This is a genomic window from Ruminococcus sp. OA3, from assembly GCF_022440845.1.
Classification (GTDB): Bacteria; Bacillota; Clostridia; order Lachnospirales; family Lachnospiraceae; genus Ruminococcus_G.
Genome location: NZ_JAKNTO010000001.1, coordinates 1,334,652 through 1,349,905 on the forward strand (window position 1 = coordinate 1,334,652; position 15,254 = coordinate 1,349,905).

At 48.0% G+C, this 15,254-nt stretch carries 12 protein-coding genes; 11 read left to right on the plus strand and 1 reads right to left on the minus strand.

Annotated features, from left to right (window positions below; all coding sequences use genetic code 11):
• Nucleotides 1–58: 58 nt before the first annotated feature.
• The 11 genes from lepA (at nucleotide 59) to MCG98_RS06170 (ending at nucleotide 14,312) form a co-directional block, all read left to right on the plus strand.
• Complete coding sequence (gene lepA / locus MCG98_RS06120) at nucleotides 59–1,870, plus strand: translation elongation factor 4 (RefSeq protein WP_345891626.1); 1,812 nt, start codon at nucleotides 59–61, stop codon at nucleotides 1,868–1,870.
• A gap of 307 nt (nucleotides 1,871–2,177) precedes the next feature.
• Nucleotides 2,178–3,308 (plus strand): radical SAM family heme chaperone HemW, encoded by a 1,131-nt coding sequence (hemW, locus tag MCG98_RS06125; RefSeq protein ID WP_240300910.1) that lies wholly within the window; start codon nucleotides 2,178–2,180, stop codon nucleotides 3,306–3,308.
• A 97-nt stretch (nucleotides 3,309–3,405) separates the two neighbouring features.
• Complete coding sequence (gene uvrA / locus MCG98_RS06130; protein WP_240300917.1) at nucleotides 3,406–6,243, plus strand: excinuclease ABC subunit UvrA; 2,838 nt, start codon at nucleotides 3,406–3,408, stop codon at nucleotides 6,241–6,243.
• An 84-nt stretch (nucleotides 6,244–6,327) separates the two neighbouring features.
• A complete protein-coding gene (locus MCG98_RS06135) occupies nucleotides 6,328–7,320 on the plus strand; it encodes a rod shape-determining protein (protein ID WP_240300919.1) in 993 nt (330 codons plus the stop codon).
• 6 nt (nucleotides 7,321–7,326) lie between these two features.
• Complete coding sequence (locus tag MCG98_RS06140) at nucleotides 7,327–9,579, plus strand: ATP-dependent RecD-like DNA helicase (protein ID WP_240300921.1); 2,253 nt, start codon at nucleotides 7,327–7,329, stop codon at nucleotides 9,577–9,579.
• Nucleotides 9,580–9,616: 37 nt separating this feature from the next.
• Nucleotides 9,617–10,330 (plus strand): ComF family protein, encoded by a 714-nt coding sequence (locus tag MCG98_RS06145; RefSeq protein ID WP_240300923.1) that lies wholly within the window; start codon nucleotides 9,617–9,619, stop codon nucleotides 10,328–10,330.
• 79 nt (nucleotides 10,331–10,409) lie between these two features.
• Nucleotides 10,410–10,844 carry a hypothetical protein gene (locus MCG98_RS06150; protein ID WP_240300925.1) on the plus strand — a complete coding sequence of 145 codons (435 nt, stop codon included), beginning with the start codon at nucleotides 10,410–10,412 and terminating at the stop codon, nucleotides 10,842–10,844.
• The gene (locus tag MCG98_RS06155) at nucleotides 10,841–11,830 is read left to right on the plus strand and encodes a hypothetical protein (RefSeq protein WP_240300927.1); all 990 of its coding nucleotides are present in this window, start codon (nucleotides 10,841–10,843) and stop codon (nucleotides 11,828–11,830) included. Before MCG98_RS06150 ends, MCG98_RS06155 begins: the two co-directional genes overlap by 4 nt.
• A 60-nt stretch (nucleotides 11,831–11,890) precedes the next feature.
• Nucleotides 11,891–12,778: a diadenylate cyclase CdaA gene (gene cdaA, locus MCG98_RS06160; RefSeq protein WP_240300934.1), complete on the plus strand. Its 888-nt coding sequence runs from the start codon at nucleotides 11,891–11,893 to the stop codon at nucleotides 12,776–12,778.
• Nucleotides 12,756–14,021: a CdaR family protein gene (locus tag MCG98_RS06165; protein WP_240300942.1), complete on the plus strand. Its 1,266-nt coding sequence runs from the start codon at nucleotides 12,756–12,758 to the stop codon at nucleotides 14,019–14,021. Before cdaA ends, MCG98_RS06165 begins: the two co-directional genes overlap by 23 nt.
• A gap of 18 nt (nucleotides 14,022–14,039) precedes the next feature.
• Nucleotides 14,040–14,312, plus strand: coding sequence for an HPr family phosphocarrier protein (locus MCG98_RS06170; RefSeq protein ID WP_240300944.1), 273 nt, complete (start codon nucleotides 14,040–14,042; stop codon nucleotides 14,310–14,312).
• An 87-nt stretch (nucleotides 14,313–14,399) separates the two neighbouring features.
• Here the strand turns inward: MCG98_RS06170 and MCG98_RS06175 are convergent, their stop codons facing one another.
• Nucleotides 14,400–15,128: an NTP transferase domain-containing protein gene (locus tag MCG98_RS06175; RefSeq protein WP_240300946.1), complete on the minus strand. Its 729-nt coding sequence runs from the start codon at nucleotides 15,126–15,128 to the stop codon at nucleotides 14,400–14,402.
• Nucleotides 15,129–15,254 lie beyond the last annotated feature (126 nt).

Genomic DNA, 15,254 nt, shown 5'->3' on the forward strand with positions numbered 1-15,254 from the left:
TCGGAATACCGATGCCGGCAAATATCAGGAAAACATTGTACATTTGGGAGGAATACGTGTGGCAGTAGACCAGAGTAAAATCCGCAATTTCTGTATTATCGCGCATATTGACCACGGTAAGTCAACACTTGCAGACCGTATTATTGAAAAGACAGGTCTGCTGACCGAGAGGGAAATGCAGTCACAGGTTCTGGATAATATGGAGCTGGAGCGGGAACGCGGAATAACAATCAAGGCGCAGACGGTGCGCATTATATATAAGGCAAACGACGGCGAGGAGTATATTTTCAATCTGATCGATACCCCGGGGCATGTCGATTTTAATTATGAAGTTTCAAGAAGCCTTGCAGCCTGTGACGGTGCAATCCTGATCGTGGATGCAGCCCAGGGCGTAGAGGCGCAGACCCTGGCGAATGTCTACCTTGCAATGGACCATGACCTGGATGTCATGCCGGTCATTAATAAGATCGACCTGCCGAGTGCAGACCCTGAACGGGTAATTCAGGAGGTTGAGGATGTCATAGGTATTGAGGCGGAGGATGCACCGCAGATTTCGGCAAAACTGGGAACAAATATTGAAGAAGTACTGGAACAGATCGTAAAAAAGATTCCGGCACCTGAAGGGGATCCAGAGGCAGAGCTGCAGGCACTTATTTTTGATTCCCTTTATGATGCCTATAAAGGTGTTATCGTATTCTGCCGTATCAAAGAAGGAAGCGTCAGAAAAGGGACGAGCATCCGGATGATGGCGACAGGAGCAACAGCAGAAGTCGTGGAAGTGGGATATTTTGGAGCAGGACAGTTTCTCCCGTGTGAGGAACTGTCCGCCGGTATGGTTGGCTATCTGACAGCCAGCATTAAAAATGTTAAGGATACACGTGTGGGTGACACAATCACAGATAACGACCGCCCGTGTGCAGAACCACTTCCTGGATATAAAAAGGTCAATCCTATGGTATACTGCGGCCTGTATCCGGCAGACGGTGCCAAATATCAGGACCTGAGAGATGCGCTGGAAAAGCTTCAGCTGAATGATGCTTCTTTATTTTATGAACCGGAGACTTCGGTAGCGCTTGGTTTTGGATTCCGCTGTGGATTTTTGGGTCTGCTTCATCTGGAGATCATACAGGAACGTCTTGAAAGAGAATACAATCTGGATCTCGTGACGACGGCGCCCGGCGTTGTGTATAGGGTATACAAGACAAACGGGGAAGTCATTGAACTGACGAATCCGTCGAATCTTCCCGACCCGTCAGAGATTGAATATATGGAAGAACCGATGGTAAAAGCGGAGATCATGGTGACAACTGAATTCATAGGTCCGATCATGGATCTGTGCCAGGAACGTCGCGGACAGTATCAGGGAATGGAATATATGGAGACCACAAGGGCACTTCTGAGATACCACCTGCCTTTGAATGAAATAATCTATGACTTTTTTGACGCATTGAAATCCCGGTCCAGGGGATATGCATCGTTTGATTATGAAATGCTGGGTTATGAGCGCAGCGAACTTGTGAAACTGGATATTCTGGTAAATCACGAGGAAGTAGATGCTCTTTCCTTTATTGTGTTCTCGGAATCCGCGTATGAGCGCGGCAGAAAAATGTGTGAGAAGCTAAAACAGGAAATACCGCGTCAGCTGTTTGAGATACCGATTCAGGCCGCGATTGGCAGCAAGATCATCGCCCGCGAGACAGTAAAGGCAATGAGGAAAGATGTACTTGCAAAATGTTACGGAGGAGATATTTCACGTAAACGTAAGCTTCTGGAAAAGCAAAAAGAAGGAAAGAAACGCATGCGTCAGGTAGGAAATGTGGAGATACCTCAGAAAGCGTTTATGAGCGTTTTGAAATTGGATGATAAATAAAAAGCAGGGGGATGGGACAACAACAGTTTGTACCATCCCCCTTGACCGAAAGCAACTTAGTGAACACGAGCCGCAGGCGAAGCGTGAGCTTAGTGCGAGGTCCATCCCGAACCTTAGCGAATGCGAAGCATGAGCTTAGTTGAGGGATGCAAACGAAAGCAACTTAGTGAACACGGGCCGCAGGCGAAGCGTGAGCTTAGTGCGAGGTCCATCCCGAACCTTAGCGAATGCGAAGCATGAGCTTAGTTGAGGGATGCAAACGAAAGCAACTTAGTGAACACGATGTTCATCCTGAAAAGAGGTAATGATGAAACAGGTGACGGAGCTGTATCTGCACATACCATTTTGTGTGAGAAAGTGTGAATACTGTGACTTTTTGTCCGGACCGGCAGACACGCCGCGGCAGGAAGCCTATGCAAAAGCATTGCTTGAAGAAATAGAAAACACCTGGCTTTCGGACAGTACGGAGATATCTTCCGTTTTTATCGGCGGAGGTACGCCGTCTGCTATACAGGAGGAATGGATTCGGCGTTTTCTGGACAAAATAAGAGACAGGTTTTGGCTTGCAGCAGACGCTGAGATTACAATGGAGGCAAATCCCGGCACATTGAACCGGAAAAAACTCTCAGTTTACCGGGAGGCCGGTGTCAACAGACTGAGTATGGGGCTGCAGTCAGCAGATGACAGTGAACTTAGACGACTCGGCAGGATTCATACGTTCCGGGATTTCCGGGAGAATTTTAATGAAGCCAGAGATGCCGGTTTTTCAAATATTAATGTGGATCTGATGATGGCACTGCCAGGCCAGACGCAGCAGTCCTGGATGAAGAGCCTTGAGACTGTGGCATCCTTTTCACCTGAACATATTTCCGCATACAGTCTGATCGTGGAGCCTGGTACCCCGTTTGCCGGACAGGAACTCGACCTGCCCGGGGAGGAGGAAGAGAGGCAGATGTACTGGGATACGACAGAACTGTTAAAAATTTTCGGATATGCTCAGTACGAAATTTCAAATTTTGCAAAGGAAGGGTACGAATGCCGCCATAATGTCGGGTATTGGATGAGGACACCCTATCTTGGGCTTGGACTTGGTGCCGCCTCTCTGATCGGGGAGAAGAGATTCTCCAATACGGAGAACATGGATGAATACCTCGGCGGAAGCAAAGATCCAGACAGCATTCGGAAAAACAGGGAAACTCTGTCTGTCCGGGAACAGATGGAGGAATTCATGTTCCTGGGGCTTCGGATGACGGAGGGGGTATCAGAGAACCGATTTTTCAGATTGTTTGGAAAGAGCATGGACGAAATTTACGGCGCTGTGATCGACAGATTTGTAAAGCTGGGAATGATGGAACATGCCGATGGCAGGGTAAGGCTCTCCAGAGCCGGGATATCGGTGAGTAATGCTGTAATGTCAGAGTTTCTGCTTTCCTCCTGACAACGAACAAATGTTTGCAAAAAGCATATCAATGTGGTAAAATCAGGGACAGGAAAATAATGATATAGTTTACATAAGAATGAAGAAGGAGCACAGCATGGCAGCACGGAAGCAGGAAAAACAGTTTATTAAAATACGCGGGGCGAGGGAAAATAACCTCAGGGACCTGAATGTGGACATACCGCGAAATGAATTTGTGGTTCTCACGGGTCTGAGTGGTTCGGGGAAAAGTTCTCTGGCATTTGATACAATCTATGCAGAAGGTCAGCGGCGCTATATGGAAAGTTTGTCTTCCTATGCGCGGCAGTTTCTGGGACAGATGGAAAAACCGAATGTTGAAAGTATCGAAGGACTTTCCCCTGCGATCTCAATTGATCAGAAGTCTACAAACAGAAATCCGCGTTCTACGGTGGGGACCGTAACGGAGATCTATGACTATTTTCGCCTGTTGTACGCACGTATCGGCATTCCCCATTGCCCAAAATGCGGCAAGGTGATCGCACGCCAGACGGTGGACCAGATGGTGGACCAGATCATGGAGCTGCCTGCAGGCACTAAGATTCAGCTGTTGGCTCCGGTTGTGCGCGGGCGGAAGGGACGCCATGAAAAGCTGCTGGAACAGGCAAAAAAAAGTGGCTATGTGAGAGTTATGATTGATGGAAATCTATATGAACTCTCAGAAGAGATCAAACTGGATAAAAATATTAAGCATAACATAGAAATTATTGTGGACCGGCTTGTGGTGAAAGAAGGTATCGGTAAACGTCTTACGGATTCCCTCGAAAGCGTGCTGGACTTGTCGGATGGGCTTCTGGTGGTGGATGTTATTGACGGTGAGCAACTGCAGTTCAGTCAAAGCTTTTCATGTCCGGACTGCGGCATCAGCATGGAAGAGATCGAACCCCGAAGCTTTTCATTTAATAATCCGTTCGGTGCCTGCCCGGTATGTCTGGGGTTAGGCTATAAGATGGAATTTGACGTTGATTTAATGATTCCGGATCAGTCGCTGAGTATTGAAGAGGGGGCCATCGCCGTGATGGGCTGGCAGTCCTGCACGGATAAAAACAGCTATACCCACGCCATTCTGGAGGCATTGGCGAAAGAGTACGGATTTGCTCTGGACACTCCGTTTGAACAGTACCCGGAGCATATCCGGGATATTCTGATCAACGGTACGAAGGGAAAAGAAGTCAAAGTCTATTACAAGGGACAGAGGGGAGAAGGCGTCTATGATGTTGCTTTTGAGGGACTGACCCGGAATGTGGAGCGCAGATACCGCGAGACGGGTTCGGAGACACAGAAAGCGGAATATGAGAGCTTTATGAGGATCACACCGTGTCCTTCGTGTAAAGGACAGCGGTTGAAAAGTACATCTCTGGCGGTGACAGTTGGAGATAAAAATATTCATGAAGTGACGGATATGTCAATTAAAAAACTGAGCAGTTTTATGGAAGAACTGGACCTGACCGAAACACAGCAGATGATCGGCGCACAAGTCCTCAGAGAAATCCGCGCACGTGTAGGCTTTCTTCTGGATGTAGGACTTGATTACCTGACCCTGGCACGTGCTACGGGGACCCTCTCAGGAGGAGAGGCTCAGAGAATACGGCTGGCAACACAGATCGGTTCCGGGCTCGTCGGTGTCGCATATATTCTGGACGAACCGAGCATCGGCCTGCACCAGCGTGATAATGACAAATTGCTGAAGACCCTCTGCCATCTGCGGGACCTCGGGAATACTCTGATCGTAGTGGAACATGATGAGGATACCATGCTTGCGGCAGACTGTGTTGTTGATATCGGACCGGGTGCCGGTGAACACGGCGGTAAACTGGTCGGGATCGGAACGGCAGAAGAGCTGATGAAGAATCCGGATTCCATTACCGGAGCGTACTTAAGCGGCAGGATGAAGATACCGGTTCCCGCAGAGCGCAGAAAACCAACCGGTTTCCTTACCATAAAAGGTGCGGCGGAGAATAATCTTAAGAATATCGATGTTGATATCCCGCTGGGTGTGATGACGTGTGTGACCGGGGTGTCCGGGTCTGGAAAGAGTTCACTTGTCAATGAGATCCTGTACAAAAAGCTGGCGCGAAAGCTGAACCACGCACGAGTCATACCGGGGAAACATAAGACGATAACCGGGTACGATCAACTTGATAAGGTGATCGATATTGACCAGTCGCCGATCGGAAGAACACCACGGTCCAATCCTGCCACCTATACGGGTGTATTTGACCTGATCCGTGACCTTTTTGCGGCTACGGCCGATGCGAAGGCAAAGGGATATAAAAAAGGACGGTTCAGTTTTAACGTGAAGGGCGGCCGCTGTGAAGCGTGCAGCGGAGACGGAATCCTGAAGATTGAGATGCATTTTCTTCCGGATGTCTATGTGCCGTGTGAAGTCTGCAAGGGGCAGCGGTATAACCGTGAAACACTGGAAGTAAAATATAAAGGAAAAAATATATTCGAAGTGCTGGATATGACAGTGGAAGAGGCACTGAAATTTTTTGAACATGTGCCTTCGGTACGCAGGAAGATACAGACCCTGTATGATGTGGGGCTTTCCTACATCCGGCTGGGACAGCCTTCCACGACACTTTCAGGCGGCGAAGCCCAGAGGATCAAGCTTGCCACGGAGCTTAGCAGAAGGAGCACGGGAAAGACGATCTATATTCTGGATGAACCGACGACGGGACTTCATTTCGCAGATGTCCATAAGCTGATCGATATCCTGAAACGTCTGTCGGAAGGCGGAAATACAGTCGTCGTGATAGAACACAATCTGGACGTGATCAAGACTGCAGACTATATTATTGATATCGGTCCCGAAGGCGGGGACCGGGGCGGCACAGTGATCGCCAAAGGAACCCCGGAGGAAGTGGCGGCCTGCCCGCAGTCCTACACCGGGCGTTATGTCGAAAAATATCTCTAAAAAACGCTTTCTATTTAAGAGGCGATTGTATATAATGACATGTATAGTTCCCGAGGTATCGGGAACCAAAGAAAGGGGATTTGTATGGCGTCTGTAGATATCGGAATTGATTTGGGGACTACCAGCATTCTGGTATATGCGAAGGGTAAAGGAATAGTATTAAAAGAACCGTCCGTAGTGGCATATGATAAAGATTTAGACAGAGTGAGGGCAATCGGAGAAGAAGCCCGACAGATGATTGGCCGGACTCCGGGAAATATAACGGCCATCCGTCCGCTGCGGCAGGGCGTGATCTCTGATTATCTGATAACGGAACGCATGCTGAAGTATTTTATCCAGAAAGCTATGGGGAGACGGGCTTTCAGGAAACCTCGTATCAGCATCTGTGTGCCAAGCGGAGTGACGGAAGTTGAGAAAAAAGCAGTGGAGGAGGCTACGTACCAGGCGGGAGCACGGGAAGTCATCCTGATAGAGGAACCGGTGGCCGCTGCGATCGGGGCCGGCATAGACATTACACTTCCTTACGGAAGCCTGGTTGTTGATGTCGGGGGCGGGACAACCGATATCGCGGTGATCTCACTCGGTGACACCGTGGTATCCTCATCCATAAAAGTAGCCGGAAATGATTTTGATGAGGCGATCATCCGGTATGTCCGGAAAGCACATAATCTGTTTATCGGCGAACAGACGGCGGAAGCAGTTAAAGTCAGGATTGGGAGTGCTTATCCGCGTACCCAGGCAGATTCAATGGAAGTAAAAGGAAGAAATGTGATCACCGGCCTTCCGAAAACAGTGGCCCTGACTTCAGAGGAAATACGCGAAGCTCTCACTGATTCGACAACACAAATTGTGGAAGCGATTCACGGTGTGCTGGAGACTACTCCGCCGGAGCTTGCCGCTGATATTGCGGAACGGGGAATCATTCTGACAGGGGGAGGTTCTCTTCTTGCCGGCTTGGAAGAACTGATTGAGGAAGCAACCGGCATAAATACAATGACAGCTGAAAACCCGTCGCATGCAGTTGCTGAGGGAACGGGCAGATTTGCTGAAGTGATGGAAAAGCTGGGAAAGATTTAGAGACTTATGCAGGATACGATAGAAGGATATGTGGAAAGCATTATTTTCCGCAATGAGGAAAATGGATATACAGTTTTTAATCTGATGACAGACGGATCGCCGCTTACCTGCACAGGAATCCTCCAGGGGGTTACCGAGGGAGAAAGCCTTGCGGTGAGCGGAGTATATACGGAACATTCTCTGTACGGCCAGCAGTTCAAGGTTGAAGAATACGAAATCCGCGCACCAAAAGATGCGGCGGCTATCGAGAGGTATCTGGGGTCCGGTGCGGTAAAAGGCATTGGAACTGCATTGGCGGCGCGCATTGTCAGGCGTTTTGGGGATGACACGATGCGCATCATGGAGGAAGAGCCTGAGCGGCTGGCAGAGATCAAGGGAATCAGTGAAAAAAAGGCGCGGGAGATTGCGGTACAGTTGGAAGAGAAAACAGAGCTTCGCAGTGCGATGCTCTTTCTTTCAAAGTACGGAATCTCCATTTCTTTAGGTGTGAAAATATATAATCATTACGGCGAAAGGATTTACAGTGTTCTCAAAGAAAACCCATACCGTATGGCGGAGGAGATTCAGGGGATCGGATTTAAAATTGCGGATGAGATTGCCGGTAAAGCAGGGATACATACAGACTCAGAGTTCAGAATCAGAAGCGGACTGCTCTATATCCTTGCACAGGCCGCAGCAGAGGGACATTGTTATCTTCCTAAGGGACAACTGCTGTACCGCGCTTCGGGACTGCTGGGAATTGAGCCACAGTATATTGAAAAATATATTATGGATCTGGCGATTGAGCGTAAAGTTGTTCTGCAGGAACTTCCGAAAGAATACAATCCCGTAACACAGGAGGAGGAAGCTGATACGGCAGTATATGCCGCACAATACTATTATCTGGAGCTGAATGCTGCAAGAATGCTCTGTGAGTTGAATGTCCGGTGTGAGGAGGATGAAGGAATCATCCGAAGAAAACTGGAGAAAATTGAATCTGCATATGATTATTCGCTGGATGAACGCCAGCGTCAGGCGGTAGTGGAGGCAGCAGGAAATGGACTGCTTATACTGACGGGAGGTCCCGGCACGGGTAAGACAACGACGATCAATGCGATCATCCGTTATTTTGCTTCTGAGCAGATGGATATCTGTCTGGCAGCTCCGACGGGACGTGCTGCAAAAAGGATGACGGAAGCTACGGGATACGAGGCACAGACGATTCACAGGCTGCTTGAATTATCGGGAGGGGTTGAGGAGTCTTCAGCCAATATTCATTTCGAACGTAATGAGCAGAATCCCATTGATTCGGATGTAGTAATCATCGATGAAATGTCCATGGTGGATATCCACCTGATGCACGCTCTGCTGTCTGCTGTCACCGTCGGGACGCGTCTCGTTCTTGTCGGTGATATGAACCAGCTTCCCAGCGTCGGACCTGGAAGTGTATTGAAGGATCTGATCCGCTCAGAAACTTTCTGCGTGGTAGAATTAAATAAAATCTTCCGCCAGGCATCTAAAAGTGATATTGTCGTAAATGCCCATCGAATCAATGCGGGGGAGGAAGTCTCACTGGATAATCACAGTGAGGATTTTTTCTTCCTGAAGCGCTATGATGCTGATATCATTATCCGTGTGGTCATCGCACTGATTCAGGATAAACTTCCGCGTTACGTTGACGCCAGGCCGCAGGACATTCAGGTGCTTACTCCGATGCGAAAAGGCCTGCTTGGTGTTGATCGGCTGAATGGTATCCTGCAGAAGTACCTGAATCCCGCTTCTGACGAGAAACAGGAAAAAGAATACGGAGGGGGGCTGTTTCGGGAAGGTGACAAGGTTATGCAGATTAAGAATAATTATCAGCTGGAATGGGAGATCCGCGGGAAGCATGGTATTGTTGCAGAGAGCGGTGTCGGTGTATTCAACGGGGATCTTGGGATCATCAGCAGGATCAATCATTTTGCGGAGACCCTCTGCGTAGAATTTGAAGAAGGCAGATTTGTGGATTATGCGTTCAAGCAGCTGGATGAGCTGGAACTTGCGTATGCGATCACGATTCACAAATCACAGGGAAGTGAATATCCGGCTGTCGTGCTTCCGATCCTTTCGGGTCCCCGCATGCTGCTGAACCGCAATCTTCTCTACACGGCAGTCACGAGGGCCAGAAAATGTGTAACTGTAGTCGGAAGTGACCAGATGTTCCGTGAGATGATACATAATGAGTCGGAGCAGAAACGATATACGTCACTGGATCTACGGATTCGGGAGATGAAGATTTAGGAGGGGACAGTAAGGCGCCGGGGAGAAAGGACGCTTTATGAAAATCAGTGAGTGGATACTAGGATGTATCTATCCGGCCAGATGTGTGGTATGCGACGGGGTAATCGGATTGAAGAGCGGGAACGTCTGTCCCGGCTGTGTGGAGAAGCTTTCTGTGATGGAAGGCTTTCACTGCGGATACTGTGGAAAATTCATTGACCGGGAAGAGGAGGAATACTGTGACGACTGCAGGAGGTTTTGCCATATATTTGATGAAGGATACGGTGTTTTTCCCTACAGCGGCTGGGTGAAGGATTCTATGATGCGCTTCAAATTCCACGGGAGGAAAGAATACGGGGAATTCTATGGCAGGGCTATGGCGGCAGCGGGAGAGGGAAGGATTCGCCGATGGAAACCACAGGTCATCATCCCGGTACCGATGTACAGGAAAAAAGAGCGTATGAGAGGATACAACCAGGCTGATGTGCTGGCACGGAATCTGGGAAAGCATACAGAACTCCCGGTACGCACCGATCTGGTGAAAAGGGTTCATGAGACAAAACCACAGAAAGAACTGACGCGCGACATGCGAAGAAAAAACCTGGCTGGGGCGTTTGCGGTTGAAAACCATGCGGGCAGTTACAGTCGGGTTCTGCTGGTGGATGACATCTATACGACGGGCAGCACTGCGGATGCAGTGGCATCCGGGCTGAAGCAAAAAGGCGTAAATTCAGTCTTTGTAATGACCGCCTGTACCGGACATGGTTTTTAAAAAGAACTTTTCATAGAACAGTATCTATGCTACAATTAGTGATGTATTAGAAGATTTGAAATGACTTTGAGGAAGGCTTATGTTAGATCAGAATCGTATTCGCCTTATGACGAATCTTGCACGTTACGAAGACGGAGCAGGGAAAGAAGATCTGCGGATCAGTAAGTATTACCGCAGTGATTATATTGGGATTGGACTGCTGAAGAACTTTATACTTACCACGATTGGATATTTTCTCGTGTGGGGGGCCATCATTGCATATAATATGGAATACCTGCTGGATAATCTTCATAAAGTAAATATGTCGGTGGTAATTCTGGAATTTGTGATCGGATATTTATTATTCCTGGTCCTGTATTCTGTTGTTACATATATCAGAAAACGCCGCAGGTATGAAGAAGCGAGGGAAAATGTGAAAAATTATTATGACGGTTTGAATGAACTGGCCCGGCTCTACGGACAGGACGAGCAGAGAGGGAAGAAGAAGGAGCCGCGGGGAGGTGTCCATTCATGACGTTTTTTTTAGAATTTAAAGAAAAGTTAAAATCATTTTATACAAAATGCAGTGCGTATCTGAACCCTGTACTGAAATTTGGCCTTGCATTGATTGTATTTATCAATATCAATATGATGCTGGGCTTTCTTCCGCAGCTGAACAGTGTTTTTGTAGTGTTGATTCTTGCTCTTTTGTGTGCGATTCTGCCGATAACGGCGATTATGGTCTTTGGATGTTTTCTGATCGTCGGTCACTGTTACGCTATCGGAATTGAAGTTGCGGCGTTCGCGTTAATCCTGCTCCTTCTTCTGATGATCCTGTATCTGAGATTTTCCCGCAGAGATGCTCTTGCACTTGTCCTGACCCCCCTGGCGTTTCAGCTTCAGATACCGTGTGCAATTCCTGTTGCTTATGGCCTGACGGGAAATGCAGGATCCTGTGTATCGGTTTCCTGCGGGGCCGTATTGTATTATTTTATGCGTCTTGTCAGTGACAAAGCGGTTCTGCTTCAGGATGGTGAGATAAAAGAGCTTGCGCAGAGGCTGACAACACTTCTCGACGGACTGGTGCAGAACCAGGAAATGTGGATGACTGTGATCGCATTTGTTGCTGTGACACTGGTTGTCTATTGTATCCGGAGAGCATCGGCTGACTATGCGTGGACGATTGCGATCTTTAGCGGCGGGGTTCTGTATCTGATCCTTATGATCATAGGTGGATTTTTCCTGGATATGACAGGGTCGATCGCTGTACTGATCGCAGGCACTGCAGTATCCGTAATCCTGCTGCTGATCCTGGAATTTTTTGTATTTAATGTGGATTATTCCAGGGCAGAATATCTGCAGTATGAGGACGATGAGTACTACTATTACGTGAAAGCGATTCCCAAGATGAGGATTTCCAGGCCGGAGCGATCCGTTAAAACGATCGAGGCGGACAATGATATCCCCGAAAATCTGGAAGACAAGTTGGAAAAGTCGCTGAAAGATATTCATATCCATTGAAAGATATGAAATTAACTCTAAACTGGAATCTGGAAAAAACTATGGAAAGGAAGTGACTGCGTGGAAAAATATATTGAATTGCTGAAGCGGTACTGGGTTAATCTTTCTCTTCCAAAGTCCATAGAAGTTATAGACATTATACAGATCCTTCTGATTACGGTGTTTGTTTATTATTTGATGCTGTGGGTAAAAAGTACCCGTGCATATACGCTGCTCAAAGGACTGATGATGGTAGTCGTATTTCTGATACTTGCCTACCTGCTTCATATGGATGTTCTCATTTGGATTTTTACAAATCTCGGTGTCGTGGCAATCACTGCACTGATCATTATCTTCCAGCCGGAACTCAGAAGGGCGCTGGAACAGCTGGGTGAAAAGAACATGATAAACTCACTGCTACGCTTTGACAATACGAAAGTTGAGGAATGGAAGATCAGTGATACGACGATCAACGAACTGATACGCGCGGCGTATGATATGGGTGAAGTGAAGACGGGCGCGCTGATCGTTATTGAAAATAATGTGATACTGCGGGAATATGAAAAGACAGGAATTCCGCTGGATTCGGTTCTGACAAGTCAGCTGCTGATCAATATTTTTGAACATAATACCCCGCTCCATGACGGAGCTGTCATTGTGAGACATAACAGGGTAGTGGCCGCGACGTGTTATCTGCCGCTTTCCGACAATCTGACACTGAACAAAAATCTGGGAACGAGACACAGAGCCGGTGTCGGAATCAGTGAGGTCAGCGATGCGCTGACGATCATCGTATCCGAGGAGACCGGAAACGTTTCCTATACACTGGGAGGTAAGATTTACACAGGCGCAGCGCCGAATGAATTGAGAGAACAGCTCTATAAGCTTCAGAAAAAAAATCCGGGGGATGAGACTGGCAGGAAAAAATGGAGAGGGAGGGTGAAAAATGCAGAAAAAACTCACAAATAACCTGCTCCTGAAGATTGTGTCAGTTGTGATCGCGGTAGTCGTTTGGCTGATCATAGTAAATATCAACGACCCGGTGGTTGTCAGAAGTTATAACGTTCCTGTGACGATCCAGAATGGAGCGTACATCGAGAGCGGAGGAAAGACATATCTGGTGGATGACGAGCAGCAGATGGCGACTGTCATCCTCAAGGGGAACAGCTCTGTGGTTGAGAACAGGTTAAAAGATATCGTCGCCGTTGCCGATCTGACTCAGATCGTCAACATGGATACGACGCCGGTCATGGTGCCGATCACGGCGACATGTGACAGGGTGCCGGTTGAAAACATTACGGTCATCCCGAAGACGATGGCGATCCAGATCGAAGATGTTGAGAGCAAGGACTTTACCATCAGCGTCAATGTGGAGAATGACAAACAGGGAAAAGGATATGAAGTGGGGACGGCGGAGGCCTCTCCGGAGAAAGTGACGATATCCGGGCCGGCTTCCCTGATCGGAAAAATCGACCGGGTCGACGCTACTGTGAACGCTGCAGATATTACCCAGGATACGACGGTGACATCCAGCCTTAAGGTGATCGACAAGAATCAGGATTTCATTTCAGATACAAAGATGAGTTACCTGAAATTTGATATTGGAGAACCGGTGGTGGATGTGCATGTGGATCTCTGGTCGGTCCGGGATGAAGTAAAACTGAACGTGAACTACATGGGAGAACCTGCCGAGGGGTATCAGATCGGCAATGTTTCAATCACCCCGTCTACGATTTCTGTTGCCGGAACGGATGAAGCACTTGCAAATCTTGCACAGAACGGGTATACGATCGACCTTCCGGCGGGTGCCGTCGTGGTTGACGGACAGGATAAAGACTTTGAGACAAAACTGAATCTTTCGGATTATATGCCGGATGGCCTCAGAGTGACAAATAATGTGAAAACGGCGATCGTCAATATGAGTATTATACCGATCGGAAGCAAACAGCTGACGCTGCAGACAAAGAATATTAATGTGCAGAATCTGGACAGTAATCTCAGAGTCGTCTTTGATACGGATAAGCTGGTGATTGGGGTTAAAGCCGATGACATTACACTGGGGGCATTGACAGAAAGCGCGGTGTCCATGAGTGTGGATATGAGAGATATGGGATCCGGTGATTATGATGTGCCGGTCACGATAGATCTTCCGGCCGGCTGCGAGCTGCTGGAGCCTGTGGAAACGCTGGTGCATGTGTCGAAGCTGGAATAAAGAAACAGGGGTGAAATTATGGTAAGTCAGAAAGTAATCATTCAAAATCCGTCAGGACTTCATCTGAAACCGGCGGGACTGTTGTGCAATCTCGCGATCCGTTATAAGGCGCTGGTTACATTTACCTATAAAAAGGGCACAGCCAATGCAAAAAGTGTGCTGAGCGTACTCGGTGCCTGCGTGAAATGCGGGGATGAAATTGAGCTCGTATGTGAGGGACCGGATGAGCAGGAGGCGCTGCAGTCGCTTGTGGAGGCCATCGAGAGCGGTCTCGGAGAACATCACAGCTGACAGCATCAGGAGATGTAAATATAAAGAGGAAGGTTTCCCGGGTCTGGTGAAGACCCGGGAAACCTTCCTCTTTTGTTCCTGCAAAAGCTATGCTTCCAGTGAATCGCGGTATGAACAGTAAGAAGGGTCAAAAAGACATAGTTCATCCAGAGTATCGAATTCCAGTATTGCATTGTCAGGATATTCTTTCATATATAGAGTTAATTCTGCAAGATGTTTCATATAAATATTTTCCCACATCAGGTTCTTTGTCGCAGGAAGGTCATATTCGGCCTCAAGGATCTGCAGGAACTGATTGGAAAATTCCGTGTTAAACAGTACATGCCCCAGCATATACCAGGAATCCCTGCCGCCGATCTGCACATCCGTGATCCTTCCGGATGAATCTGTTGTCAGGCAGTATTCGTCCGTAGGTCCCTGGGCATAAAGGGCGGAATAATAAGGCAGGGTGCTGTCCCGGGAAAATGGATTGTCCGGGAAGTAATTGTCGGAAGAGCAGATAAATGTGTTTGCGAGTACCCTGCGCGCTGCCCAGACGGAAGAATGATTGTTCCGTTCCTGATACTCCTTGTTTTCGATCAGGGTGACATTCCATTTTCCGGGGAGATATTCAAACTGCTTCTTTAGATACCCGGTGACAATATAAATATCTCGGATACCTGCTTCCTGCAGCTGCCGGATCTGACGCTCAATCAGAACTTCTCCCCGGACTGTTAACAGAGCTTTGGGTGTTGTCCGGGACAGCGGCGCGAACCTGGATGCAAATCCTGCGGCCAGTATCACAGCGTTATCTATGTTGAATTTTGATGTGTGCATACATTACCTCCTTGGTGTGCATTCATTTTATGACAATGGCGGTGTGGTGTCAAGTTTGACAAAATGTGTCCCAGATTATGGCGTGTAGAAATATGTTGACCGAGATTAACAATATGTTTATAATAG